Source organism: Streptomyces inhibens, assembly GCF_003389455.1.
GTDB classification, from domain to species: domain Bacteria; phylum Actinomycetota; class Actinomycetes; order Streptomycetales; family Streptomycetaceae; genus Streptomyces; species Streptomyces inhibens.
Window position 1 is genome coordinate 1 of sequence record NZ_QUAC01000480.1, and the last position, 25,729, is coordinate 25,729.

The 25,729-nt window shown below is 70.5% G+C and carries 25 protein-coding genes; 12 read left to right on the plus strand and 13 right to left on the minus strand.

Annotated elements, in window-relative coordinates:
- The 3 genes from DY245_RS42085 to DY245_RS42095 all read right to left on the minus strand — a co-directional run.
- A partial coding sequence (locus tag DY245_RS42085) for a hypothetical protein (RefSeq protein ID WP_128512395.1) occupies window positions 1-1,114 on the minus strand: 1,114 nt, incomplete at its 3' end.
- 336 nt (window positions 1,115-1,450) lie between these two features.
- The gene (locus DY245_RS42090; RefSeq protein ID WP_128512396.1) at window positions 1,451-1,648 is read right to left on the minus strand and encodes a hypothetical protein; all 198 of its coding nucleotides are present in this window, start codon (window positions 1,646-1,648) and stop codon (window positions 1,451-1,453) included.
- A 186-nt stretch (window positions 1,649-1,834) separates the two neighbouring features.
- Window positions 1,835-4,534 (minus strand): winged helix-turn-helix domain-containing protein, encoded by a 2,700-nt coding sequence (locus DY245_RS42095; RefSeq protein WP_128512397.1) that lies wholly within the window; start codon window positions 4,532-4,534, stop codon window positions 1,835-1,837.
- A 242-nt stretch (window positions 4,535-4,776) separates the two neighbouring features.
- Between DY245_RS42095 and DY245_RS42100 the strand changes: the two genes are divergently transcribed.
- From DY245_RS42100 to DY245_RS42115, 4 genes are all read left to right on the plus strand, one after another.
- The gene (locus DY245_RS42100; protein ID WP_244943605.1) at window positions 4,777-6,117 is read left to right on the plus strand and encodes a diacylglycerol/lipid kinase family protein; all 1,341 of its coding nucleotides are present in this window, start codon (window positions 4,777-4,779) and stop codon (window positions 6,115-6,117) included.
- Window positions 6,118-6,191: 74 nt separating this feature from the next.
- A complete protein-coding gene (locus DY245_RS42105; protein WP_425329521.1) occupies window positions 6,192-6,713 on the plus strand; it encodes a hypothetical protein in 522 nt (173 codons plus the stop codon).
- A gap of 199 nt (window positions 6,714-6,912) precedes the next feature.
- A complete protein-coding gene (locus DY245_RS42110) occupies window positions 6,913-7,962 on the plus strand; it encodes an NADP-dependent oxidoreductase (protein WP_128512398.1) in 1,050 nt (349 codons plus the stop codon).
- Window positions 7,963-8,010: 48 nt separating this feature from the next.
- Window positions 8,011-8,433 carry a MerR family transcriptional regulator gene (locus DY245_RS42115; RefSeq protein ID WP_128512399.1) on the plus strand — a complete coding sequence of 141 codons (423 nt, stop codon included), beginning with the start codon at window positions 8,011-8,013 and terminating at the stop codon, window positions 8,431-8,433.
- A 248-nt stretch (window positions 8,434-8,681) separates the two neighbouring features.
- Here DY245_RS42115 and DY245_RS42120 read toward each other — a convergent pair whose 3' ends face one another.
- Together DY245_RS42120 and DY245_RS42125 are read right to left on the minus strand one after the other, a co-directional pair.
- A complete protein-coding gene (locus DY245_RS42120) occupies window positions 8,682-9,851 on the minus strand; it encodes an acyl-CoA dehydrogenase family protein (RefSeq protein WP_128512400.1) in 1,170 nt (389 codons plus the stop codon).
- Between the two features lie 80 nt (window positions 9,852-9,931).
- Window positions 9,932-11,131 carry a CaiB/BaiF CoA transferase family protein gene (locus tag DY245_RS42125; RefSeq protein ID WP_128512401.1) on the minus strand — a complete coding sequence of 400 codons (1,200 nt, stop codon included), beginning with the start codon at window positions 11,129-11,131 and terminating at the stop codon, window positions 9,932-9,934.
- Between the two features lie 131 nt (window positions 11,132-11,262).
- Between DY245_RS42125 and DY245_RS42130 the strand changes: the two genes are divergently transcribed.
- From DY245_RS42130 to DY245_RS42140, 3 genes are all read left to right on the plus strand, one after another.
- Complete coding sequence (locus tag DY245_RS42130; RefSeq protein ID WP_128512402.1) at window positions 11,263-12,216, plus strand: LysR family transcriptional regulator; 954 nt, start codon at window positions 11,263-11,265, stop codon at window positions 12,214-12,216.
- Between the two features lie 62 nt (window positions 12,217-12,278).
- Complete coding sequence (locus DY245_RS42135; RefSeq protein ID WP_128512403.1) at window positions 12,279-13,085, plus strand: alpha/beta fold hydrolase; 807 nt, start codon at window positions 12,279-12,281, stop codon at window positions 13,083-13,085.
- Window positions 13,086-13,255: 170 nt separating this feature from the next.
- A complete protein-coding gene (locus DY245_RS42140) occupies window positions 13,256-13,393 on the plus strand; it encodes a hypothetical protein (protein ID WP_244943606.1) in 138 nt (45 codons plus the stop codon).
- A 144-nt stretch (window positions 13,394-13,537) separates the two neighbouring features.
- Here DY245_RS42140 and DY245_RS42145 read toward each other — a convergent pair whose 3' ends face one another.
- Window positions 13,538-14,536 (minus strand): DNA-3-methyladenine glycosylase family protein, encoded by a 999-nt coding sequence (locus DY245_RS42145; RefSeq protein WP_128512433.1) that lies wholly within the window; start codon window positions 14,534-14,536, stop codon window positions 13,538-13,540.
- Window positions 14,537-14,538: 2 nt separating this feature from the next.
- Window positions 14,539-14,910: a VOC family protein gene (locus DY245_RS42150; protein ID WP_128512405.1), complete on the minus strand. Its 372-nt coding sequence runs from the start codon at window positions 14,908-14,910 to the stop codon at window positions 14,539-14,541.
- A gap of 100 nt (window positions 14,911-15,010) precedes the next feature.
- Between DY245_RS42150 and DY245_RS42155 the strand changes: the two genes are divergently transcribed.
- Entirely contained in the window at window positions 15,011-15,469 is a 459-nt protein-coding gene (locus DY245_RS42155; RefSeq protein WP_128512406.1) for a MarR family winged helix-turn-helix transcriptional regulator, read from the plus strand.
- 149 nt (window positions 15,470-15,618) lie between these two features.
- On the opposite strand, the gene DY245_RS42160 is transcribed toward DY245_RS42155, so the two are convergent.
- The 4 genes from DY245_RS42160 to DY245_RS42175 all read right to left on the minus strand — a co-directional run bounded on the left by DY245_RS42160 (window position 15,619) and on the right by DY245_RS42175 (window position 17,518).
- Window positions 15,619-16,044: an antibiotic biosynthesis monooxygenase gene (locus DY245_RS42160; protein WP_244943607.1), complete on the minus strand. Its 426-nt coding sequence runs from the start codon at window positions 16,042-16,044 to the stop codon at window positions 15,619-15,621.
- A gap of 67 nt (window positions 16,045-16,111) precedes the next feature.
- Complete coding sequence (locus tag DY245_RS45550; protein ID WP_220378001.1) at window positions 16,112-16,288, minus strand: hypothetical protein; 177 nt, start codon at window positions 16,286-16,288, stop codon at window positions 16,112-16,114.
- A gap of 92 nt (window positions 16,289-16,380) precedes the next feature.
- The gene (locus DY245_RS42170) at window positions 16,381-17,007 is read right to left on the minus strand and encodes a hypothetical protein (RefSeq protein ID WP_128512407.1); all 627 of its coding nucleotides are present in this window, start codon (window positions 17,005-17,007) and stop codon (window positions 16,381-16,383) included.
- Window positions 17,008-17,059: 52 nt separating this feature from the next.
- Window positions 17,060-17,518, minus strand: a complete 459-nt coding sequence (locus tag DY245_RS42175; protein ID WP_128512408.1) for a hypothetical protein — start codon at window positions 17,516-17,518, stop codon at window positions 17,060-17,062.
- A gap of 155 nt (window positions 17,519-17,673) precedes the next feature.
- Between DY245_RS42175 and DY245_RS42180 the strand changes: the two genes are divergently transcribed.
- On the plus strand, window positions 17,674-18,756 hold the full coding sequence (locus DY245_RS42180) for an ArsR/SmtB family transcription factor (protein ID WP_244943609.1): 1,083 nt from the start codon (window positions 17,674-17,676) through the stop codon (window positions 18,754-18,756).
- A gap of 114 nt (window positions 18,757-18,870) precedes the next feature.
- Here the strand turns inward: DY245_RS42180 and DY245_RS42185 are convergent, their stop codons facing one another.
- Both DY245_RS42185 and DY245_RS42190 read right to left on the minus strand, forming a co-directional pair.
- Entirely contained in the window at window positions 18,871-19,179 is a 309-nt protein-coding gene (locus DY245_RS42185; protein ID WP_128512410.1) for a hypothetical protein, read from the minus strand.
- A 159-nt stretch (window positions 19,180-19,338) separates the two neighbouring features.
- Complete coding sequence (locus DY245_RS42190; protein WP_128512411.1) at window positions 19,339-20,619, minus strand: helix-turn-helix transcriptional regulator; 1,281 nt, start codon at window positions 20,617-20,619, stop codon at window positions 19,339-19,341.
- A gap of 352 nt (window positions 20,620-20,971) precedes the next feature.
- On the opposite strand from DY245_RS42190, the gene DY245_RS42195 reads away from it, so the two are divergent.
- The 3 genes from DY245_RS42195 to DY245_RS42205 are packed head-to-tail and all read left to right on the plus strand — an operon-like array spanning window position 20,972 to window position 25,706.
- A complete protein-coding gene (locus DY245_RS42195) occupies window positions 20,972-22,345 on the plus strand; it encodes an ATP-grasp domain-containing protein (RefSeq protein ID WP_128512412.1) in 1,374 nt (457 codons plus the stop codon).
- Complete coding sequence (locus DY245_RS42200; protein WP_128512413.1) at window positions 22,342-24,360, plus strand: PEP/pyruvate-binding domain-containing protein; 2,019 nt, start codon at window positions 22,342-22,344, stop codon at window positions 24,358-24,360. The genes DY245_RS42195 and DY245_RS42200 overlap by 4 nt, the downstream gene beginning before the upstream one ends.
- Window positions 24,357-25,706: an MFS transporter gene (locus DY245_RS42205; RefSeq protein WP_244943608.1), complete on the plus strand. Its 1,350-nt coding sequence runs from the start codon at window positions 24,357-24,359 to the stop codon at window positions 25,704-25,706. Before DY245_RS42200 ends, DY245_RS42205 begins: the two co-directional genes overlap by 4 nt.
- Window positions 25,707-25,729 lie beyond the last annotated feature (23 nt).

A 25,729-nucleotide genomic window follows, 5' to 3' on the forward strand; every position in this document is an offset into this window, starting at 1 on the left:
GGGCCAGGGCCCGGCCGGCGGCCCCGGTGCTCCGGGCGGCGCCGGAGCGTACGGCGCGGGCACCGCGGCCGGGCCCGTACAGGTAGGCCGCGAGGGCAGTGATCACAGCGATGACGAGGACGGTGCGAGTGCTCTGGCGCAGGAAGCGGACGAACGTGTCGAAGATGGTGGCGGCCGCGTCCCGGGGCATGGTGGCCGGCCGGACGGAGTCCAGATACACCCCGCGCATGACCGCGAGGCCGATGAGCAGCACGATCATCATCACGCCGATCCCGATCGCGGCGCTCATCAGCGCCACCCGGTGCGCGGGCATCACCCAGACGGCGAGCGCGACCAGCGCGAGGCCCACGACGGGCAACCAGGTGCCGACGACATCGAGCAGGCGCATGACGCCCTGCGCCTGCTGGAGCTTGTCGACCTGCAACAGCGGAACGGTCCGGTCGATCTTGGGGATGTCTGCCGCCTTCTCGAAGCCGGCGTCCACCAGGCGCTGCTTGACCTTGTCGACGATGGTGCCGATGTCCAGGACGATGGTGTCCCCCCGCGCTTGCACCGCGCTGTTCCCCTCGCCGGTGAGGACCTTCACCACCGCGGCGTGGGCAACACGGTTGGCCTCGTCCCACACCTGGGCGAACTGGTGGCTGGTCACCACCTTCGACACCACACCGTGCACAGTGTGGGTGAGCGCGCTCTTCAGAGGGCCGGCCAGCGCCGGGGTGTGCTTCACCACCACGGGCGGTGCGCCGGCCTTCTGGAGGGCCTTGGTGAGGGATTCGGTGATCGCTTTGACGTCGACGGTGCCGACCACGCGGTTGGTCAGCCGGTCGGTCACGACATTCTGCACGGCGGGCTCGGAGGCGAGGGGTGCCACGGTCTGGACGTACCGGTCGGTGTCGACAACCTCCCTGTCCACCCAGGTGGCAACGACAGCGAGCGGGGCGAGGAGGAAGGCCAGAACCAGCAGGACGCATCCTGCCGTGTAGCGCCAGCACCGGTGGCGCACGGCGGCGGCCTTGCGCAGCCTGTCGTACTCCGCGCGTTCGGCGGCGCTCAGGGCGGGCTCCTCTTCGGGCCTACCGGAGCCTTGGGGAGCGGAGGGGCTGGACGAGGCCATCGGCTCCTCCCTTCACGCGCGGAACCGTCCATGGCCGGGCGGTGATCTCCACCGTGGCCATCGCCGCGGCTGCTCCGCATCGCCCGGGACGGGTGAGTGACCGGTGGTGCCGTATCAGTCGGTTGCGGCGGTGATCCGGCATGTCGACCACGCTGAAGCGGCCGAGCAGACGGCGCCGCGCAGCCATGATCGCCGCGGCGCCGCGGTAGAACTGGGCGTGGCCGGGACCCGGTACTCGGGAGCAGGCGGCCTTGCCGTGCGGCGGCTCGCTCGGCCGGGGTGGTGGCATGGAGGGCCGGATGCGTCGCTGTCGCGAAGGCCTCCTCGCTCCCGGCGTCAGTCCGCGAGGCGGCGCATCTCCTCGACGCGCAGGCCGAGATCCCGGAAGCGGTTCAGCAGCCCGTACAGATGCGCCTCGTCGGTCACCGCCCCGAAGAACAGCGTCTGCCGGGGGGCCAGCACCCTGTCCAGCTCCGGGAACGCCTCGGCCAGGCCCGCGGATACGTGGCCGGTGACGCGGAACTCGTAACGCATGCGTCCCACCGCTCCTCCCCGCGCCTGGAACACCGTCTTCCCGCATGCTTGCCCGCCGTGCGACGGGACGGCATCACCCACAGCAGGTGACCGCACGGCAGGGCCAGCCAGCTCACAAAAGGCGTGACCGCACGGCAAGGCCGACAAGCTCACAGAAAGCGCAATCGCACGGCAAGGCCGGCAAGCTCACAGAAGGCGGAACTCCCGGCCGCGCTCGACCGCTTCGCGGCGGGAGGAGACGCAGAGTTTGCGGTAGATGCTCCGTAGATGCGTCTTGACGGTGTTGACGGACAGGTGCAGGGCGGCGGCGATCTCGTCGGTGGTCATCATCCGCTCCAGGTACGCGAGCACCTCCCGTTCACGGCCGCTCAGCGGTTCGATCAGGATCGGGTCGTCCTGACGGTCCGGTGGCCGTGCGGTGAGCCAGGCATGTACGCCGAGCGGGCCGTCCGGGCGGTGGAGCAGGTGCCGCATCCAGGGTCTGGCCTCGGTGAAAGGCCGTCGCAGTTGTTCGGGGCGTGCCGCGTCCAGAGCCTGGGCGAGCAGGGCGTGAGCGGCTGCCCGGTCGCCGCCCAGCATCGCGGCGCGGGTCCGCAGCAGCCCGATCCGTACGCGATCGGGCAGGCTCGGCCCGGGTGAGTCTTCGATCGGGGCGACGAGGTGCAGAGCGGTCTCGGTGTGTCCGGCGGCGAGGTGGGCGAGCGCGAGGGCGACGGTCCGGGACGGGCTTGCAGCTTCGGCCCCGTCCAAGGCGGAGATCGCCGTCGCATGGTCCCCGCGGGCCAGGGCCGCGGTGGAGCGCGCGACGGCCAGGCGTTCGGCGGGCCACACAAGGGCGGATGGGACGAGTTCGTCCAGGGCCGCGAGGGCCGCTGCCCACCGGCCTTGCGCCAGTTCCACCCGGGACCAGAGGATCGCTCTCTCCGTCATCAGCACCGGGTCGTCGTGGGTATCGGGGAGCGCCTCGGCCTGATCGATGTGGCGAATCGCCGTGCTGACCTCGCCGCGTTCGCATGCCACAGTGGCAAGCGCCAGGTGACCGGCCCCCGAACGGTGGGGCTGGGGTATGCCGTGCTGGTCGGCGACGGCGAGGGAGCACCGGGCGTGGTCCGACGCCAGGGTCAGCGCCCCGTCGATCCCCTCGGCCAGGGCGAGCCGCCCCAAGCACTGGTGCCGCACGAGGTGCGTCGCCTCGGCCGTACAGGCCCGCGCGGCGTCCGCGAACGCGGTCCGGGCGTCGTCGAGGCGTCCGGACTTCAGCAGGGCGCAGGCCGGCCCGTGGCGTCGCAGCGCCTCGATCTCGGGGTGTTCCTTGATCCGGAATCGTGGCAGCTGCGCCATCAGTTCCCCGATGTGCCGTGCCGCCTCCTCGGCCGCCGCCGTGCCGTCCGCACCTCCGTGCCGCTGCTCGTACGGCTCGGACAACAGCCGCAGGAGGACGTGGGTGAGCCGCGCCTCGGGCGTGGCACATGCTCCCTTGCAGTCCAGGTGGTACTCGGCCCGCGCGAGGCACGCGCGGCAGCCCACAGGGTCGCGCCGGGACAGGTGGCAGGCTGCCGCGACCAGGGCCGGTTCGGCTCCCGGGACGTCCGCGGGCATGCGGGAGAAGAGCCCTTCGAGCCCCTCGGCCTCGGGGTCGGCCAGCAGACGTCCGGGCATCAGGTGCCGGACGGCCTCGGCGGCGCCGTACTTCCAGTCCCCGCCCGCGGCCGCGTGGGCCAGGGCCTCGGTGACCTGGCCGGAACCGGTGAACCAGCGTGCGGCCCGGCGGTGCAACCTTGGTTCGAGGCCGGGCCGCCGGCTGCGCAGATGCGCATGGAGCACCGCGGCGAACAGCGGGTGGAAGCGACACCACCCCGTGTCGGCAAGGGGTTCGACGAAGGCGTTGGCACGCGTCAGCCGCGTCAGGATCCCCTCGGCGTCCTGGCGCCCCGTCAGCGCGTTGGCGAGATCGGGGTGCACCCGGTCCAGGATGCTGACACGCAGCAGCAACTCCCGGGTCGCGGCGGGCTGGGCGTCGAGGATCTCGGCGGTCAGGTAGTCGGCGACCGCGTGCTCGGAGGCGGTGAACGACCGCACAAAGCCGTCCGCGTCGCCCGAACCCTCCATGGCCAGGGCGCACAGCCGCAGCCCGGCGGCCCAGCCCTCGGTGCGGCTGGTGAGGGCCTCCACGGTCTCCCTGCCCGGCACCAGACCGTGCCCGCGCAGCAGCACGGCCACCTCGTGCGGGGTGAACGCCAGGTCGGCGCCCCGGATCTCGTACAGCCGGTCCTCGGTGCGGTAGCGGTGGAGCGGCAGCGAGGGATCCTCCCGGCTGGTCAGGACCAGGCGCAGCCGCGGCCCGGCGTGGTCCAGGACGAATCCCAGGCCCGATGTCACCTCCCGGCCGGGCACCTTGTCCAGGCCGTCGAGCACGAGGACCACCGGCTCGGGAAGCCGTTCCAGGGCGGAGCAGAGGCGGACCAGCATCGAGTGATCGGCGCTGCCGGCACCGACAGGCATGCCGATGTCACCGGTGAGTCCGAGAAGCCCGCGGCGCAACGCCTCCACGATGTAGGCCCAGATGACACCGGGGGTGTCGTCGGAGTCCAGGGTCACCCACACCACCGGCCCCGGGTGCGTCCCCCCTTGCGTCCAGGAGGAGACGAGAATCGTCTTTCCGGCCCCTGCCGCGCCCGTGACGACGGTGAGCGGCCCGTTCGTGCCATCGGTGAGCCGGTCCAGGAGCCGCTGTCTGCGGACGAAGCCGCGAGCGACGGCCGGGACCGAGAACTTGGCCGCGAGCAGTGGGCCCCCGGACGGGTCCAGCGGTACGCCGGCTACGCCGAAGGACGGGACGACGGTGTTCTCGCCGCCCTCTGCGCCTGAGGCACGGGCTGGAAGCATGAGCACCACCCCCAGGAGGCGATGGACGGCGCCTGGCCGGGCATGGACTCCGCTTCCGCCACTGGGTGAAGCGGCTCGTGGCGGGGGACCGGAACCGGCTTTCCCATGGTCACGTGCTCGGCCGTTGATCGCCACGCGACGACCTGGGGACGGATCGCCCGCCCCGGGTGATGCGCTTCGCGGGCCGCGCCCGTGGAGTGGACGGTGGGAGGGCTGTGGCAGGCGGCGGGAGGTTTGATCGCGTGGACAGACGCTGGGCCGCACGGCTGGCCCTGGCGGCGGGAACGGCGGCGCTGCTGGTCCTGCTGGTGTTCGCCGGGCTACGGAGCGTCGTGCTGGTGGCCGTGGGGCTGGCCGGGCTGGCCGCCACGGCGGCCGGCCTGTGGTGGGTGCTCGCGCACGGAGGTGCGGCCAGGGTGCTCGGTCTCCTGCTGACGGCAGCCGCACCGGTCGCCGTCCTGGTGCTCTACGCGGTCGCCGGGCTGCTGTGGGTGGTGCTCGTCTCGCTCGCCCTGTGGACGCTTGCCGTCGTCACGGGCAGAACAGCACTGGCACAGGACACCGGCCCGGCGCGCACGCCGGAACGCCGGGTCGCTCCTCCGGGACGCCCGTTCCTGATCATGAACCCGCGCTCGGGCGGCGGGAAGGTCGGGAGGTTCCACTTGACGGACAAGGCCAGGGCTCTCGGCGCCGAAGTCGTCGTGCTGGACCCCGCGCAGCCGCAGGACGTGGCCGAGCTGGCGAGGCGGGCCGTCGACGACGGCGCCGACCTGCTCGGTGTCGCGGGCGGCGACGGTACACAGGCCCTGGTCGCGGGCGTGGCGGCGGAGCGCGGCGTTCCGTTCGTCGTCATCTGCGCCGGGACCCGCAACCATTTCGCCATGGACCTCGGCCTCGACCGTGAGGATCCCTCGGCGTGCCTTGAGGCGCTCACCGACGGCGTCGAGCTACGCGTCGACCTGGGCTTCATCGACGTGGGGGCGCCCGCGGCGGAAGGCCGGGGGCGGGTCTTCGTCAACAACGCCTCCTTCGGCGCGTACGCGACCGTGGTGCAGAGCCCGGCCTATCGCGACGACAAGGCCCGTACCACCCTTCAGCTGCTGCCCGACCTGCTGACCCACCACAGCGGCCCGCGCCTGAAGGTGCACGCTGATGCCGTGACCGTCGACGGGCCCCAAGCCGTTCTGGTGAGCAACAACCCCTACCGGATGGGAGATCCCGCGGGTCTGGGGCGCCGGGAACGGCTGGACTCCGGTGTCCTGGGAGTGCTTGGTGTCACGGTCGACAACGCGGTGCAGGCGGCCGCAATGCTGCGCGGCAGGCACGGGCCCGGACTGACCTCGATCGCCGCCCAGGAGGTGGTCGTCGACGCCGACGCACCCGCCATCCCGGTGGGTGTCGACGGCGAGGCCCTCACCGTGCCCACCCCCGTACGCTGCTGGATCGAACCGGGCGCGCTGCGCGTACGACTGCCCCGCCACCGTCCCGGCGTGCCGCGCGGCAAGCCGCCGATGGACTGGCGCAGGGTGCGCAGGCTGGCCCTGACGGTGGGACGGGCCGCGGCGGGGCGTGACACCGGTTGATTCAGCACCGGCCGCTCCCCCGTCGTCGCACGTTGTGACCATGCGAAGCGCGCCTGCTCGGGCACCCTGGAGGTGTGACACACCGGACCCGCGCGCATGACGCACAGACTCGGCCACCGACCGGTGCCGCTCATATCGACTACAGCGGCGCGGTATACGGCTCGCTGCTCGCCGCCTCCGTGGTGGTCGGCGCCGGAACGCTCGGCTCGTTTCCGCGGTTGGAACTCATGGTGCTGCTGCTCGGTACCGGTCTGGTGTTCTGGGCCGCGCATGTCTTCTCCCGCCTCTTCGGAGCCCGTATGGTGCACGGGCCCGTGAGCCGGAAGGAGGTTCGCCGCCTGTTCGCCGACGAGCGGCCGATCCTCAAGGCGGCCGTCCCACCGGCCGCTGCCGTGGCGATCAGCCCACTCTTCGGACTGGGAGTGCAGGGAACGGCCTGGCTGGCGCTCACTGTCGCTCTGGCCGGACAGGTCGGCTGGGCGACTCTGGCCGCCGTGCGCGCCGGTGCCTCGCGCCGTCTGATCCTGGTCGCGGGTGCGGTGAACCTTCTCCTCGGATTGGTCATCGTGGTCTTCAAGGTCGCGCTCCAGCACTGAGCGACCGAACGGCTCGCGTCCACGATCGGTCGGCGGTGGGGGTGCACACGGCTCCTTCTGGTCCGCCACCGCAGGGACACCTCGGAACTGCCCGGAGCTCCGTGGAACCAGGCACGTGCCGGCCAGGCCCTCGAATCCGGTCCGTCACCGGCCGGACGGCTTGACCTTCACGCATGGGTCAATCCCTAGCGTCGTGTGCATGAACGCATCTTTGAAGAACACCACGCCCTCCCACCGCTCCGGCGCCTTGCGCACAGGGCTGGAGGCCCGGCTCATCGCCCGGCCCAAGGGCCTGCCCGCTCCCGGCGACTTCGAGATTGCCGAGGTTGCTGTCCCCGATCCCACGCCGGGTCAGGTGGTGGTCCGCAATATGTTCATGTCGCTCGACCCCGGCATGCTGATGCTGATCGCGGGCGAGCCCGGCCTGCCGATGCCCCGCTACGAGGTCGGCGAGGTGATGTACGGCGACGCCATCGGTGAGGTGGTCGCCTCCGCCGATCCGTCACTGGGCGAAGGCGACCTGGTGATGCACAGGCTCGGCTGGCGCGAGTACGCCGTGGCGCGGGCCGGGCTGTTCCGCCGCGTCGACCGGGACGCCTATCCGACGCCCTCCACCTACCTGGGCTTCGGACTGGTCGCCTATGTCGGGCTCATGGACGCAGCGGAGCTACGGCCCGGCGACACCGTCTTCGTCTCCAGCGCGGCGGGGGCGACCGGAAGCATGGCCGGCCAGATCGCCAGGCTCAAGGGAGCGGCCCGGGTGATCGGCAGCGCCGGATCGCGGGCCAAAGCCGCCTATCTCACCGAGAAGCTCGGGTTCGATGCGGCCTTCGATTATCACGACGGCCCGATCGCGGACCGGCTGCGCGAGGCTGCGCCCGAAGGCATCGACGTCTATTTCGACAATGTGGGTGGCGATCAGCTGCGTGCGGCGATCGAGGTCATGAACCCGCACGGCCGGATCGCGGTGTGCGGAGCCCTCAACCGGCAGAGCAAGGCCGGTCCCGACGAAGGGCCCGGCGACCTGCTCGGCGTCCTCGGGAAACGCCTCACCATCCGCGGCTTCACGCTGAGCGATCACCTTGAGCGCGCTCCGGAGTTCGGCGCGCAGTTCCGCTCCTGGCTGCGCGAGGGTTCGATCGTCCACGACGAGACGGTGATCGATGGGCTGGCCAACGCGCCGCAGGCCCTGCTCGATCTTGTGAAGGGCGCGTACACCGGGAAGACAGTGGTCCGGCTGGGGAGTTGACCTTCACGTGTGCGTAAGGCCGTACGGTCGGACCTGGAGGTGGCTGCGATGCTGATCGGTGAACTGGCCGCGGAGGCGGGGACCACGACCCGTGCCCTGCGCTACTACGAGGAGCAGGGTCTGCTGGAGTCCGGCCGTACGGCGGCGGGTTATCGCGTGTACGAGCCTGGCGCGGTGCGCCGGGTCCGCAACATCCGCGAGCTTCTGGCCAGCGGGTTCACCGTCGAAGATGTGAAGTCCTTCCTTCGCTACCTCGACGCCGACCTACCTGAGGTGGTCTCCTACCACCCGCTGTGCACCGACGGGTACGCCGTTGTAGGCGCACAGCGGGTGGCCGAGCTGGAAGAGCGGATCGCCGCGCTCACCGAGTTGCGTGACAACCTCGTCCACCGAATGCCCTGGCTGGCGGCCCGTGGAGGAATCACCGCGTACAGCGATCACCCGAGCAGCACCTCGGCAATGGGGACTTGACCCTGCCGTCGGCAGCAATGCGACTGCGACGCACCTCTGTTGCGACGCCCACGCGCATGGCGTGGCGTCGGGGGCGGGCATCGGGAACAGGGCGCCACGCCAGCGGGAAGACCGGAAGCGGTGCTGTCGGCCTCGCGTCTCCTTCGGCTACGCCGGCCTCCTGGAAACGTAGCTCCCGGCCGTCGTCAACACGATCTGCAAGGAATCCCCGGTGGCGTCGGGCACGCACTTCACACGGACGACGATGTTCACGCGTCGAGCCCTCCGCGCTTGACGAGCCGGCTCACGATGATGTTGCGCTGGATCTCGTTGGTGCCCTCGCCGACGATCATCAGCGGTGCGTCGCGGAAGTAGCGCTCGACGTCGAACTCGGTGGAGTAGCCGTAACCACCGTGGATGCGGACGGCGTTGAGGGCGATCTGCATCGCGGTCTCGGAGGCGAAGAGCTTGGCCATGCCCGCCTCCATGTCGATGCGTCGGCCCGCCTCGGCCTCGCGGGCCGCGTAGAGGGTGAGCTGGCGTGCCGCGGTCAGCGAGGTGGCCATGTCGGCGAGGTGGTTGCCGATCGACTGGTGCTTCCAGATCGGTTTGCCGAAGGACTCGCGCTCCTGGGCGTAGGCGAGTGCGTCCTCCAGTGCCGCCCGGCCGACCCCGAGCGCGCGAGCGGCGACCTGGAGCCGTCCGGTCTCCAGGCCCTTCATCATCTGCGCGAAGCCCTTGCCCTCGACCTCACCGAGTACGGCGTCGGCCGGCGCCCGGTAGGCGTCGAACGACAACTCGCAGCTCTCGACGCCCTTGTAGCCGAGCTTGGGCAGATCGCGCGAGACCGTCAGACCGGGCCCGTGCTCGACGAGCAGGATCGAGATGCCCTTGTGCGCGGGCTCGGCCTCCGGGTCCGTCTTGCACAGCAGGGCGATCAGCCCGGACCGCCGGACGTTGGTGATCCATGTCTTCGACCCGTTGACCACATATCCTCCCCCACCGTCCTTGCGGGCGATGGTGCGCAGGGCCTGGAGGTCGGAGCCGCCGCCCGGTTCGGTCAGAGCCAAGGTGGCCCGGATTTCGCCGGTGGCCATCCGGGGCAGGTAGCGGCGCTTCTGCTCCTCGGTGCCGAAGTCCAGCAGCAGCTTGGAGACGACGGTGTGGCCGCCCGTCGCACCGGCCAGGCTCATCCAACCGCGGGCGAGTTCCTCGGTGATCAGGACGTAACAGGGGGCGGAGACCGGGGTGCCGCCGTACTCCTCGGGGATGGCGAGGCCGAAGATCCCGAGCTGCTTCATCTGCTCGATCAGGGCCTCGGGGTAGGTGTTGGCGTGCTCCAGTTCCCGGACGACGGGCTTCACCTCGTTGTCGACGAAGTCGTGCACCGTCCTGACGATGAGCTGCTCGTCCTCGGACAGGATGTCGAGAGTGCTCATGCTGTGACGCTCCTTGCTGACAGGGTCAGGGGTGGAGGGACGGCCGGCGTTACTGCCGCCGACAGCCCTGGACAGGCAGTTCAGATGACCTGGTCGGCCCTCATACCGTCGATGTCGGCCGTGCTGTACCCCAACTCGGCCAGGATGCTCCCGGTGTGCTCGCCGGCGGCGGGGACGGCGTCCATACGCGGGGCGGTGCCGGCCAGGTCCGTCGGTGGCAGCAGCGCGGGCACCACTGCTCCCCCGGGAATCCGTACGTCGCGCCAGCGGTCCCGGGCGCTGAGTACGGGGTGACGCACGAACTCGTCGATGTCGTTGACGCCGGCGTTCGCGATGCCCGCCTCGTCCAGCAGCTTCATCACCTCGCCGCTGTCCGACCTGCCGAACCGCTCGGCCACGATCGCATTGAGTTCCTCGCGGTGGGCCACGCGGTCGGGGCCGGTGGCGAAGCGCGGATCTCCGACGAGCCCGGGCAGGCCCAGGAACCGCTCGCACAGGGCCGCCCATTCACGCTCGTTCTGGATGGAGAACAGCACGTCCTTGCCGTCAGCCGCGGTGTAGGCGCCGTACGGCGCGATGGTGGCGTGCTGCGTGCCGATGCGCGGGGGCTGGGTGCCGCCGTAACGGGTGTAGTAGGCGGGCTGGTTCATCCACTCGGCCAGTGCCTCGAACAGCGATACCTCCACGGACCGGGTGACGCCGGTGGTCGCCCGGGTGAACAGCGCGGTGAGGATGCCCGAGTACGCGTACATGCCGGCCGCGATATCGGCGACCGATACCCCTACCCGGGCCGAGCCGTGCTCGTTCCCCGTCAGCGAGACCAGGCCGGTCTGGCACTGCACCAGCAAGTCGTACGCCTTCCGGCCGGCCCACGGCCCGCTGGATCCGTAGCCCGAGATGGAGCACGGGATCAGCGACGGGAAGCGCTCGGCGAGGTCATCGGCGCCCAGGCCCATCCTGGCGGCCGCGCCCGGGGCCAGGTTCTGCACGAACACATCGGCCCCGCCCAGCAGTTGCTCCAACACCTGCCGCCCCCGGTCCGACTTCAGGTCGAGCGTCACGGACTCCTTCGACCGGTTGAGCCACACGAAGTAGCTGGACTCGCCGTGCACCGTGGTGTCGTAACGGCGGGCGAAGTCGCCCCCGCCCGGGCGTTCCACCTTGATGACACGCGCGCCGAGATCGGCCAGTTGGCGGGTGGCGAAGGGGGCCGCCACCGCCTGCTCGACGCTGACGACGGTGATACCGGAGAGCGGCAGTTCTTCGGGGAGCTCGGTCATGGGGTGACCTCCAGAAGCGTGCGGGTCCCGTGTCGGGAGTACCATCATGAATGGTCATGGCAGCGTCGGCGAAATAGCAATACGTAATGGCCCCATGCGTACTTCGGATGGGGGGGGTGGAAGGAAGCTCCTTGGACATCAAGCAGCTCAAGGCAATCGTCACGGTGGCCGAGGTCGGCAGCGTCACGCGTGCCGCGGAGCTGCTGCACCTGGTGCAACCCGCGGTGACCCGGCAGATCCGCACCCTGGAGCAGGAACTCGACGTCCCCCTTTTCGAACGGACCGGACAGGGCATGCGGCCCACCGAGGCCGGGGCGATCATGGTGGACCGGGCGCGGCGCGCGCTGAACGAACTGGAGCGGGCCCGCGCCGAGGTGCAGCCCACTCCCGGTGTGGTGACGGGCATCGTCACCGTCGGACTGCTGGAGAGCACCAGCGATCTGCTGGCGGAGCCGCTCGTGACAGCCCTCGCCCGCGACCACCCCGGCGTCGAGCTGCGTCTGATCACCGCCTACTCGGGGCATCTGCAGCAGTGGCTCGACGACGGGGACCTGGACCTGACGCTGCTCTACAACCTGGACAGCACGCCGTCACTCAACGCCCGGCCGCTGGTGCGCGAGCATCTGTGGGTGGTCGCGCCGCCGTCGGCCGGTCTTCGGGCCGATCGTCCCGTCCCGTTCGCGGAGGCGGCGACGCACCCGCTCATCATGCCCGCGTCCGGACATGCGCTGCGCAGCCTGATCGACGCCGCGGCGGTGCGGGCCGGAGCCGACATGAACGTCGCCGTTCAGACCAACTCCATGCGGGTGCAGAAGCAACTCGTGCTGGCCGGCCACGGCTGGACCGTCCTGCCCGGTGTCGGCATCGCCGAGGACGTCACGCAGGGCGCCCTGAGTGCCGCGCCGCTGTGCGAACCCGACGTGTGGCGCTCGATCATCCTCGGCACACCGAGGTTCGGGCGTACCCCTCCCGCCGTGGAGGCCGTCGCTCGCGAGCTGGCCCGTCAGATCAACTCGGCGGCGACCCAGGGGAGATGGCCCTCCGCCCAGGTACAGGGAGCCGACGTTCTCGCCGAGGGCGAGTGACCTCACGCGCGCCTGCCCAAGCGTCCAAGAACACCCCGCCGAAGGAACCCTCAGGAACCCCCATGACCGACACCGGCCACCATCCCCACGCCATCGCCCACGCCCAGGACGGCACGGCACTGTCCTACCAGCGCCGGGGAGACGGGTATCCGCTCGTCCTCCTGGCCGGGCAGGCGAACAACCACCACTGGTGGGACGGCATACGCGAGGACTTCCACACCACGCACTCCACCCTCACCCTCGACTACCGCGGCACCGGCGACAGCGACAAGCCCCAAGGGCCGTACTCCACACAGCAGTTCGCCGAGGATGTCATCGCGGTCCTCGACCACCTGGATATCGAGCGCGCCGACGTCTACGGGACCTCCATGGGCGGCCGGGTCGCCCAATGGGTCGCCGCCCGCCACCCCGGCCGGGTCCGGCGCCTCGTGCTGGGCTGCACCTCTCCCGGCGGCCCGTACGCCGTCGAGCGCGACACCTCGGTGCGTCGCGCCCTGGCCCAAACCGATCCGGAGGCCGCACGGCAGGCCCTGACCGACCTGATGTACTCCCCCGCCTGGCTCACCGACCACCCCGGCCCGTACACCACCCTCGGCGACCCCGACATGCCCCCGCATGCCCGGCGCGGACACCTGGTGGCCAGCAACAAGCACGACGCCTGGGACGTACTCCCCCTCATCGGCGCGCCCACCCTGATCCTGCACGGCGAGCACGACCGGCTCACGCCACCGGACAACGTCCCGCTGCTCGCCGCCCGTATCCCCCACACCCGGACACATCTGTTCCCCGGCGCCCGGCACGCCTACTTCGAAGAATGCCGTACCGAGGCCGGCGCTCTGGTCGGGGCATTCCTCGACGAACGACCGTAGCCCGCCCGTAGTCGGCGGCAGGTCGCAGGGACGCAGGTCGCAGGGACGCAGCCGCCCGCCATGCGAGCAGCGCATGGAAGAAGCGCGACGTCCAACAGATCGCCTACGTCCCGGACTCCGGCCATTCGCACACCATCCGTGAGGCGCAGCGCGACCCCTCGATCCACGTCGTGGTGCTGACCACCGAGGAGGAGGGCGTCGAGGAGACCGTCGAGGCGGCTCTGGACTCGGTGTTCGAGGCGGGCGAGCGCGTCGCTGTGCTCCTCGGGCAGAGGCTGATCGGCCGCAAGAAGTGGGAGCGCAACTGATGACCGCCGTCGACTAATCGCTTCACTGAGCGGGGCAGCTTTGCCGACGATCAGTGAACGAGCGCAGGGCGCTGCGGGCGAACACGGGCCGTTGCCGCTTCGCCGTGGCGATTGCGGCACCGGCGGACTTGGCCGCCGCGGGCACTACCGCACCGAGCGACCGCGGGCTGCTTGTCCGGCCTGCTCCTCCCGGCGGGTGCGCAGCAGGAGCGCGACCCAGCTGCGGTAGGGCGCCCAGTGGTCGCTGATCCCGGCGAGCCGGCGCGCGTCGGAGGCGTCCGGATCGCCGAGGTCGTAGGCCTCGGCCATCGAGGCGTGGAGCCGGCGTTCATGGCGGGGGAAGACATCGGGGTGTCCGGCGCCTCGGATGAGGATGAGCTCCGCGGAGAAGGGGCCGATGCCGGGCAGGGTCCGCAGATGAGCGAGGGCGTCGTCCACCGGCATCGCGCGCAGCCGGGCGGCGTCGAGATCGCCGGCGAGAGCCGCGTCGGCGAGGAGACGTAGCCGTTCGACCTTCACCTCGGGCAGGCCAGGAACACGGCTGAGTCCGCGCAGGACCAGCGGGGTGGGGAAGGCGTGCAGGAACTGTCCGGCGACGGCCACGCGCTGACCGTGGTGCTCGGCGATGCGGCCCTTGATCGCGGCGGCCTGGACCATCCGGATGCGGTGGCCGATGACCGCCCAGGCCGCGGCCTCGTACGGCGAGTAGAAGCACACCGGTCGCAGCCCCGGGTACGCCGCGATGAGCTCGGCCACGACGGGATCGTGCTCGGCGAGCCGTGGGAACCCGCTGCCGTCGACGTCGAGCGAGAGGATGCGGGCCAGTTGCGCCCGCACCGCACTCACACCATCCGATTCCGCGGATGCCGCGCCCATCCCGTCCTTGCCCGGATTCCCGGTGTGCACGGTGACATTCGCCTGTATGGAGCCCGCCGAGCCCTCTGAGCCCGCCGAGCCCCCCGAGCCCTCCGTCTGGCTCACCTCCGCGCTCACCGTCGAGTGGCCATCGTCGGCGGGAAAGGCCAGGCGCAGCACCCTGCCGTCCGAGGCGTCGCGGTACCCGGCGGGCGTAAAGCCCTCCAGGAACCGCATGCTCGCCGCAAGTGAGAACGGCCCGCGCGGTGTGATGACGATGGCGGTCATGGTCATCCTTCGTGCGTAGTGATGGCGTAGCCCTCAGGGCCGACGAACGTGAACATCCTGCCGAACGGACCGTCTTCGGGTGCCTTGACGATGGGGATCCCTGCGGAGTGGAGCCTGTCGTGCAGAGCCTGCGCGTCAGTGGTCCGGAACCACAGGGCGACCCCGAGGCCGGGCCGCTCGACGGCGTCGAGATCCACTCCCGGCAGCGGCTCGCGGACGGCGAACGGAACCGGCTCGGTGGCGAACACCACGGCGCCGGGCGGCGAGGCAGGCGCCCGGCGCAGCCCGAGATGCCCCTCGAAGAAGGCGGCGGCCGCTTCGACATCGCGCACCTGCAGAGCGATGAAGTCCGGCCCGCTGACGGTGACAGTCATGTGTACTCCTCGATCGCGCTTCATGTCAGGACTTTTCATGTCAGGACTTTGACATACACGGAAGATAGACGGCGCCGCGCTTACATGTCAAACTCCTGACATGCACGATGGGACTCCCTCCAGCCAGACCCCGGCCGCCGACGTGACCGAGCGCCTGGGATACCGCCTCAAGCGCGCCGCCGCAGCGCTGCGCAGCGCGATGGACAGAGCACTGCGCGAGTACGGCCTGACGGTGCCGCAGTACGCCTGCCTCGAACTCCTCGACCAGCGCCCCGGCCTGTCCAACGCCGAGCTGGCGCGCGGCACCTTCGTCACACGGCAGTCCATGAACGTCGTCCTTCGCGGACTGCAGGACGCCGGCCTCATCACCCGGCCGGCCACCACCGACCGCGGTCGCGCTCTGCCCGCCCACCTCACCAAGGAGGGCCACCGTCGCCTCGCGGCGGCACGCTCCGCCGTCTACGCCATCGACCAGCGCATGACCGACGCCGTCCCGGAGCAACGTCTCGCCGAGATCCTCGCCGACCTCGACCACATGGCGGCGGCACTCGACGGGTGAGAACGGCCGCGCACGAGCCCGGCAGGTGACGGTCGTGTGGAGTTGAGCTCGCTCGCCCGATGGGCGGTTCGGGCGAGCGGGTCTCTGTGGTGGGCGGCTTCAGATGTGCGAGAGCTGTCGCGGCCGCGTGTCGAAATGAGGTGGTGGGGTCAGGGCGCCACGAGTCGGACTATCTCGCGAGGGCGTGATTCACGCTCGTCATAGGCAAGGTCCAAAGCAAATCCTGCCGCCTGGACGGCAGCGAACGACGCGGCGGATGCTTCCTCGGACTCCCATTGCACAATCGAAATCACCGCGTCGCCGTCGGCGGACACCCAGTAGTCGGCCGACAGGCATCCCGGTGTCCGCAGAAATTCCTTGCGGACCCGGTGGACGCGGGAGATGAACTCCTCGCGGTGGGAAGGGTGCGGATAGTGGCTTGCTATCATGCCAACCTTCATGATGCTCTCCGTTACGTTTCTTGATGATGTGTCGTGGTGATAGAGCACGCCGCGCGCGTACCCGGCATCCTTGGCCACCTGCTCAAGCACGAAGTTGCCGTAGCCATCGCGGGACAGCCCCAAGGACGAATTCATGTCGGTGAACCGGCCGACGCCGCAGCAAACGTTCCCCGTAGGCCACCCGCGGCGTGACGGCCATGACTCATCCGCGTTCGAGGACCCGGCGGGCAGCCTTGAGCCACTGCTCCTTCTCGGCCTTCAGCACCCGGAATTCCTTCGAGCGGCTACGAATGGCGTCGTTCTGCATCCGAGTCTCCACGCCGGCCCAGACGGAGACGAGATCGGTTTTCTCCTTGCATCGAATGTCCGCCTGTGCCACGGCGATTTCCTGTCGGGAGGGTCGAGTTGACTTGCCCCACCGGGCATCAGCGGTGACTGCGAGCGGGGCGGAGTAGCGGAATCCCTTCTCCTTCATACACGCGCTCCAATTACGGACGACGCGTACCACCTCGCTGTCGCGCCTGGAGGCGTCGAATTCCTCACCGATGCGCCGGTTGAACAGGGACTGGTCGGATTGCGCAATCCCTCGGAGCAGGCTTTCGTGCGCCTGCTTCCAGCACCCGCCCCGCCCTTCTTGCCAAAGGCGGCCAGCTGTTCCCGTTCCGGCAGCTTCTTTCGTGCGTCCCATACCGCTTCGCGGCGGGTCAGCTCCTGCGGGGTCGGCGGCAGGTGGTAGCCGAAGCGGGCGGCGATTTCCGATTCGATGAGGCCGTAACGTCGCCGGTTCGACGGGGCCCAGTCGATGCCGCTCGGCCCGGGCAGAGTATTCCATCCCCTTCCATGTTCACGCATGCAGTCGCGGATCAGGAGATCTTCGGCGGACTCGATGGTATGGATCTGAGGAGTGGATATCGCGTACGCGTCGAAAGGCAGGACCAGGCGTCGCGCCTCCTCGCCGACGGAAGAGACGACGGGAACATCCGCTTCCTTCCGTGACGACGGCTCTGCTGTCGCCGACGAACACCCGGTGGCCAGGACAAGGAAAGCCGGCGCGGCAAGCGCGGAACGGGACGACAGGGTGAACCCTCTGACAGTCATGAGTCAGGGGCGGGGCACCGATGGAGCCCGGCGCCCCACCCCGAACGCGCTCCTACCGGAACCGGACGCAACTTGCCTTGTTGTCAAAGCCGTTGTTCGTCAGGTCGGAGTCCTCGCTGTGCGGTCGGCTGGAATACTTGGCGCCGCCGCAACCGTGTCCGTCGTCGGCGTTGTCGTACAGACCCACCCAGCGGTCCGTGCTGTTCTTGACCGAGCTCGTGCCGTTGTTGATCGCCCTGCGGGCGTGGTCGCCCCCGATCCACTTGTTGTTCGCCAGGTTCCCGTCGGACCGGACGAAGGGGTAGTACCCGTTCTTGAAGTTGTCGTCCTTGTAGACATAGAACTTGCCGGCCTGCAGACCGAATTCGGCGGAAACCGCGGCCGGTGCGGAACTCTTGGAAGGCGCGGCACCGGCGGTCGCCGTTCCGAGGCCGAGCAGGCTCACTGCACTCAGCGACGCGGCGGTGAGTGTGAGGACGAGCGTGCGCTTCATATGTGTCATCTCCCCCATGAGGTCATGGTCTGTCGGTGCGGCGTGGCTGGTAGCCCGGCCCCCTCCCCCGTGGTCTCAGGGGGCCTCGCCTTGCGACAGAGACGATTCAAGTGCTAATCAGAGGACACGTACAGGTGATTCGAGGAGACTCGAATGACACGGGGGAAGTGCCGATGCTTCAGTTACGTCTGAGCGCGGACTCGCTGGCCGCAACCTGCTTTGCCATATCGCCTTTGATGCAGGTGGGTGCCGTGATCCACCCCCGCTACCCGGCGGCCTTGCACCATGAATACTTCACGGGCCGAGAAGTCAGGGAGACCCTGCAGGAACGGCGGCTGCACCTGCTGTCCGCCCTGCGCCGTGAGATCCGCGGCTACGCCCCCGGCTTCATGGCCGGGCAGAGCGACAGTCCAGGGTCCGACCTCGAGGACGAACTCCACCGTGTCGCCACCACACCCACCCATCTCGTCGCCCGGCAGATGGACAGAGTGCTGCGTATGTCGTCCCCACGGGACAATCCGACATCCTCGACCGAGCCCACGGTCCGGACATTCCTGGAGCAGGGAGAGCGGGAGTTCGCGCAGAAAGTCGCCTGCGAGTTGGAGCAGTTCTGGAACGATTGCCTGGCTCCCGTGTGGAGTTCGATCGCTGCGCGGGCGGAAGCCGACATCGACGATCGGGCGCACACCATCGCCCGGACGGGCCTGAGCGGCGCCCTCAACTCCTTGCACCCAACGATCGCCTATCGCGACAACACCCTGAGCTTCGGCGGCAGCGAGCGCGGGGCCGATGTGAGCCACGTGGACTGCGGAGGGCGGCTACGCCTCTTCCCCTCCCCATTGGCCCCCGGCTGGCTGGTCGGCGTCGACCCTTGGCATGAGCGGGGCAGCATCCTCATCTATCCGACGCGCCGCCCGAGCAAGCCAGGCAGTCGAGGCGGGCCGGGCGGCACAGCGGGACAACCGTGGGGAAACGTCATCGGCCACTCTCGTCTCGGTTTGCTGACGCTCCTGGACTCGCCGCGCACCACCACTGAACTTGCCGAACAGCACCACATGAGCCCGTCGACGGTGTCCTACCACCTCACGCGGCTCCATCAGGCAGGGCTGGTCACGCGCACCCGCGCGGGAAACCGTGTGTACTACCAGCGCACCACGAAGGCCGAGCGGCTCCTTGACCCGCCAAGCAGCCCTGCCGGTGCCACCGCGCGACGGCAGGACCGTCCGGGCCGCCCCGGGCAGAGGCCGGTCACGTAAGCCAGAGGAATCGTGTCGACCTGAGGCGCGTTCGCGGCCGCCGCCCCCCTGGCAAAGTCGGGCCGGCCTACAACCCGGATGTGTCACGTACGGACTGCCAAGTCCTGCCCGTGGCTACGGTTCGAGCTTGTAGGAGAGCGTGTAGTAGGCGTCATCCTCGCGGAACTTCATCTCGCCGTAGCCGGCGAGGGGGACCTGCTCACCGAGGAGGTCGTCGTCATCGGCGCTGTCGCTCTCGTACATGCGAACGACGGCGACGTCGCCCTCGAACCGGAAGGACTTGTTGATGTCGCGCTTGCCGTCCTCGCCGATCTGGGTCGAGTAGACCGGCTTCCCCCCGTTGATCGTGATGTAGATGTCGTCCTTACCGTTCCAGTCCTCCTGCTTGATGCATTCGAGCCGGCCGATCTTCAGGACACCCATAGGTTTTCCCCTCATGGTCGTTGGTTCGCGCCTGCGAAGGTGATCCTTCCCATCGGAGATCAACGGTCGCTAAACGGCGGTGTCGGGAACGGTCCCTCGGCAGCGGCCTGCTTCGATGCGGTGGCGTGGAAGTACCGGTCCCGGCGCGGCCCGGGCCCGTCAGGTGGCTTTCCGTGGCGGGCCGGCGGTCGCCGGGCGCGGGGGCCACGTCTGGGGGGCGAGGATGCCGAGGACGTAGGCGCGAGCGACCAGCGCGCACCTGTTGGGGGCGTCCAGGAGGTCCCGGAGGCGGCTGAGGTGGTAGTCGACGGTCTGCCGGGAGAGGTGCAGCGAGGTGGCGATTTCCGCGTTGCTGCGGCCGGCCGCCAGCAGGGACAGGATGCGTTCCTGACTGGCCGTCAGGGCGGGGTGGGACTCGTGGGCGATGCCCTGGTGGGTGACGACCGCCCAGACGCTGGTGGCGCGGGCCGCGCTCCGGCCCACCGTCGTCAGGTGCAGCCGGGCCCGGCGCTGCCGGCCGTGGGCGTCGACGAGCAGGGCGGAGGTCTGGATCCGCCGGCTGCGACGGGCTATCAGATCGTGCCAGCCGCGCCGCAGACCGGGTAATTCCGGGGCGGACGCCAGCACGGTGTCGGCCCGGCGGCCGACCAGGTCGGACAGCCGGATCTGCAGCAGTTCGGCAGCCGCCGCGCTCGCCTGCTGGATCCGGCCACCCGCGGAGATCAGCGCGCACGGCAGCCCGCTGTGGTCCCGCAGCGCGCACAGGCTCTCCTCGGCCTCCCGGCGCTGGTGGAGCGCGCGGGTGTAGTCGCTGATGTCGATGTAGATGCCGGCCACACAGGTCTGGTTGCCCTCCTGCACGGGGAAGCGATGGCCGGCCGCCTGCCCGCTGCTGCCGTCCGGGCGGTGGTAGGCGAGGGTGTGCCGCACCGGTTTGCCGCGGGTGAGCACGTCCTTGTCGAGGGCGAGGACCCGCGCGGCGTCGGCGGGTGCGTCGACGTCCTCGACGTGTTTGCCGATGACGTGCTCCGGTGTGGTGCCGTACAGGTGGGCGTAGGCGTGGTTGGCCCACAGGTGGCGACCGCCGGCGTCCCGGATGAAGGCCGCGGCGGGGGCAAGGTCGGCGAAGGCGTCGTAACGACGGGTGGCGGCCGGGCCGGTGCCCAGCTCCACGGCGAGCCCGCGGGAGCGGCCCTGCCGCGGCGCGCCGAGACGCCAGTTCACATCGAAGAGCCGGCCGTCGAAGTGCGCCTGCCAGTGGCTGAGGCCGGCGGCGGGCGGGCCGGAGAGCTCCTGGCGCACGGTGTCCAGGAAGCGCTGCGCGGTCCCCGTGTCGTCGAAGGCCCCACCCCCGCTGTCGATCACCCGCAGTTCACGGTCGGCCTCCCACCAGGACACCGGAAGGTGTTCGAGCAGCGACTTCAGACCGGTCTCGTCCACGACGGCCTCTCTGTGGTGAAGAGTTCAACGACGGCGCATACCGCGCCACCGCCATGCGTATCCCGCGCCACCCGCGCGCATACCCGCTTCTCGGCCGATTTGGACGCATGCGCCCCGACCGCCGGACGCACTTCCTCCACCGCCATACGGCATCACGGAATCTTCACCGGCTGACTGCGAACTCCACAACTCTGGCGTTTGCCTGAGTGCGTGAGGCCCGCCGTGGCGCATCGGGCGGCGCCCTGCTGCTTCGCTTGAGGTACGGCGAACGGACAGCGATCCGGCGTCGTCGGCCGCCCCGGTCCACCGGTAGGTACGGCCCCCCACCCGCCTGTAGAGGAGTCGGATTCCAGTGAGCAAGGTGCTGTTTGTGTATGCCAAGGGCGGTCCGCCCTTGGGGTATGCCCTGTCACGGGTCGCCGCGCGGTCGGCAGTGCACCTGCTGGCGCTCAGCACGCTTCCGCCCACCGTCGCCCCGGCCGCCGAGCGGCTGTGCGCCTCGGTGCTGAGCCCCGCCGGGTCCGAGCAGGACGACCTGGTCTCCTTGATCGTCTCCCGGGCCGAGGCCGTCGGCGCGGACGCGGTCGTCACCTTCTCCGAGTACGCGGTCGTCGCGGTCGCCGAGGCCTGTGCGAAGCTCGGCCTTGCCGGGGCCGGCGGCTCCAGTGCGCTCGCCCGCGACAAGCGGCTGATGCGCCGCACCTGGATGCAGCGGGGCATCTCCCAGCCGCGGTTCCGTCCGGTGGCCGACGAGCAGGAGTTCCGCGACGCGGCCGCCACGCTCCGTCTCCCCCTCTTGCTGAAGGCCGCCTGGAGCGCGGGGTCGACCGCACACCAGATCATCCGCTCCGCCGACGAGATACCGGCGGCCTGGGAGCGGGCGGGCGCCGTGATGGCCGAATCCGCGGAGCTGGGCTACGCCGAACTCCATGTGGCCGGAGCCGGCGGGGACTTCCTCGTCGAGGAGATCGTCCCGGGCACCGCCGAGGGCTGGTTCGACCAGAGCGGCTGGGGCGACTACGTCAGCGTCGAGGGCGTCGTCGCCGACGGGGAGTTCCGCCCGGTGTGTCTCAGTGGCCGGATGCCGACCGTGGCGCCGTTCACCGAGCGCGCCGGCATCACCCCCGCGGCACTGCCGGACGACGCCCAGCGGCGCATCGTGGCTCTCGCCCGCGACGCCGTCGACGCGCTGGGCCTGGAGAACTGCGGTACCCACACCGAGATCAAGCTCGGTGCGGACGGCCGGATGTGGGTGATCGAGACCGCCGCACGGTTCGGTGGCGCGATGACCGTTCCGCAGATCGAGGAGGTCTTCGGCCTGGACCTCATCGGCATGCTCGTCGACCACCTGCTGGGGCGTCCGGTCGTATGGCCCGCCCAGACCCTCACCTCCCAGGAGGCGCGCGGCGCGGCCGGCTCGCTCGTCGTCCTTGCCGTCGACGCCGCCGGTGACGCCTGGCCGGACCGCCGCGTCTGGGATTTCCCGACGGTACGGGACGCGGTGCCGGTCAGCGACGGCGGCCGGCTGTCCGTGGTGGCCGAGAACTCGCTCCCGGACGGCGCGCCGGTGCCGGTGTACGACCCGGCCGCGGGCGCCAACACGATGGCGGCGCTGTGCCTGCTGTCCGCCACCGACCCGGAGGCCGTGCTCCGCGACTTCCAGGCCCTGGTGCACGCCCTGCCGAAGATCCTTCCCCTTGCCGGCGCCACGGAGGCCCGCTCATGAACACCACCATCGTCCCGCCGGCCGCCGATCCACGTCCCGTCACCGACCGCACGGCTGTCGGCGAACACCTTGCCCTGCCGCTGTTCCGGAGCCTGTCCGGCTCCCTGGCCGGCCACCCGTATCTGAAGGTCGTGGTGGACCGCGTCGAGGACACCTGGCACCTGCTCGACACCGCCGTCCACCCCTTCCACGTCGACTACATCGCCACCCGCGTCCTCGGCATGGAACCGGCGGAGCTGGACTCCTGCCTGGACGCCTTCAACGCCTCCGTCTACATGGCCCCCGACCGCCGCTTCCTGCTGGGAGTGCTCTCCTTGCACACCGACGAGGACACCGAGGGCCGCCGCCGGCCCTTCCTCGTCCTGGAGACGACCGAGGCCGACACGATGGACGGCTCGTTGCTGGAGGAGTTCTACACGTACGTCCGCCACCGGCTCGACGGCCGGCTGCCGCTGCTGCTGAAGCCGGCGAACCACGGTCAGGAGCACGCCCTCACCCCGATCAGCGACGTCCGGGTGCCGCGGATCCTCAGCCACGAGCTCTTCGGCCATCGCACCCGCACACCGCTCAACCCCGGCGAAGCCTCCGGCCGGCTCCGCCACTTCCGTACCACCGAGGAGTACGCGGCCGCGGCCGGCGCACTCGGCGGATCCGACATCCTGGCCATGCCGTGCCTGCCGGATGACGTACCGCGCGTCGCGGGCTTCATCAACACCGCGGCGACCACCCCGCTCTCGCACACCAACGTCCTCGCCGCCGGCTGGGGCATCCCCAACGCCGTCGTCCGTGACCTGGACCGGCTCATCGACGCCGAGAGCCTGGCCGGCGGCTGGGTCCGCTACCGGGTCACCGAGGACGACATCAGCCTCGTCCCGCTCGCCCCGGCGGCGGTGCCGGCCGCCCCGGCCCGGCGCCAGCAGCGGATCCGGCTGCAAACGCCGCTGCTGGACGACATCTCGGCGCGACCGTTGCGCCGACTGCGCCGCGAGGATCAGAATCGCTACGGCACCAAGGCGGCCAACCTCGGGGAGCTCCACCACGTCCTGGACGCCCGTACCGCCGACCTCACCGCCTTCCACGGGCAGCCGCGACCGCCCCGCCCCGACCTCTACCGGCATCTGGCCGCCCGCCTCGGCACCACGCACCCGGCGGCCCCCGGACAACTCCGGGCCGCGGCGGCCGACTTCGTGGCCGGTACCGTCGGCGCGCCGGACGGCATCGCCCTTCCGTTCGGCCTGCAGCACCGCTTCGTGACCTCCTCCCCGGCACTGCGACAGGGCATCGACCGGCTCAAGGCGGCTCTCGACCGCGGCGCCCTCGATGCGGTCGAGCCGCTCTGTCTGCGGCTGCAGCAACTCGTCCGCACCGCTGCCTTCCCCGACGAGGTGTCCCGCGAAATCGTCCGGGCACTGCCCGCCGGACCGGCCGCCGGACGCCGTCTCGTGGTCCGCTCGTCGGCCAACGCCGAGGACCTGCCCGGGTTCTCCGCGGCGGGCGTCTACGACTCGGTCACCTCCGTGTACGGCGCGGACCAACTCCTCGACGCCGTACGCCGGGTGTGGGCGTCCCTGCTGTCGCCGCGCAGCGTCCGGCTCCGCCACCAGGCGGGCATCTCCCTCGACGACACCTACATGGGCGTGATCGTCCAGCCGTACGTGCCGGCCGACCTCGGCGGAGTGCTGGTGACCTGCAATCCGACCAAGCGCGCGGACTTCCGCAACGTCTGCCTCAACTGCTCGCCCGGATCGCCCGAGGCCGTCGTCGACGGCACGGCGCTGCCCCTTCAGTACCTCTACAACACGGTCGAGGGCGGTGGCCGCACCGTCGCGCTCGGCTCGTCCGGCACGGACCTGCCCGCCGCCACGCGGGAGAGGCTGGCGCAGCTGGCCCTGGCCGGCCGGCTGCTCCAGTCGCACTTCAGCGCACCGGACGTGGACCGTCCGCTCGACATCGAGTGGCTGATGACCGATCAGGGAGCGTTCCACCTGGTCCAGATCCGCCCCTACGCGCGATGAGCCGCCGCAGCGCCCGCCCGGGCAGCGCCGGTGGACCGCGGACGGCGACCCGGCCCCTGCCCCCGCGGGCCCGCCGGATCATCCGCCTGAACAACGGCTTCCAGCTGCTGTTCAACCTGCTGTGGTGGATGCCGGTCTTCTACGCCTACCAGCGGCAGGCGGGCCTCTCCGACGGACAGATCTTCGGCATCCAGAGCATCTACTACGTCGCCTTCTGCCTGTTCGAGATTCCGACCGGGCTGGTGGCCGACCGTATCGGGGCCCGCAACTGCCTGCGCGCCGGCGCCGTGGTGATGACCGCGGCGAACCTGGCCCCCGTCCTCGCTCCCACCTACACCGGCTTCCTGGTGCACTTCCTGGCGATCGCCGCCGGCCGTTCCCTGACCTCCGGCGCCGCCAGCGCCTATCTCTACGACAGCCTGCGCGCCCAGGGCGCGGACGAGCACTACCTCAAGGCCGAGGGACAGGCGAGGGCATGGGGCCTGGGCGCGAAGGTACTGTGCTGGCCGCTGGTCGGCCCGCTCATGGACCTCGCGCACGGCGCACCGTATGTACTGAGCGCCGTCAGCGCCGGCGGCTCCCTGCTCTGCGCCCTGGTCCTGCCGGGCCAGGCCCCCTCCCCGCACGCGGCCGGACCGCGCCGCCGGACCGCGGCCCTGCACGACGCCGCGGCGGCACTGCGCACGGTGCGCGCCACCCCGTGGCTCGCCCTGGTCATGGTGCAGGGCGTCGCGGTCTTCACCCTCTCCCGCATCTGCCAGGTCAACCTCTTCCAGCCGGTGCTGCTGGACCACGGCATCGGCGAGAGCTCGCACGGCGCGATTCTGGCCGCCATGACCGTCGCAGAGGCGGTGGCCTCGGCCCGCCCGCAGTGGCTCACCTCGCGGCTGCGGCCGGCGGCATGGGTGACACTGCTCAGCCTCGCGATGGCCGGGACACTGGCGGGTCTCGCCCTCGGCGGCCCATGGACCGCCATCGCTCTGCTCTGCCTGTTCGCCGCCGTCTGCGGCTTCGTCTACCCGCTCCAGCGCAAGCTGGTGAACGACGCCATTCCGCATGGCGCACCACGCGCCACCCTGCTCTCCGTCGAGAGCATCGTCGACCGCGCCGTGTGCGCACTGGCGGCCGTGGCCGCGGGTGCCTACCTCGCGGCCGGCCACCTGAACGCACTGCTGTGGCACAGCGCGCTGCTGACCGGTGTCCTGCTGGCCGTCTGGCACCTCGCCCTACGCCACTCCGCCCGGTCCCGCGCCCACAACCACCCACCGGTCGCCTTGCCCGCGGCCCCCGCCCGGGACCACACCCACCACCCGCAAGAAGCGGCCGCCCCAACCGTCGCGCACTGACGGGCCGATGCCGGGAACCGCTG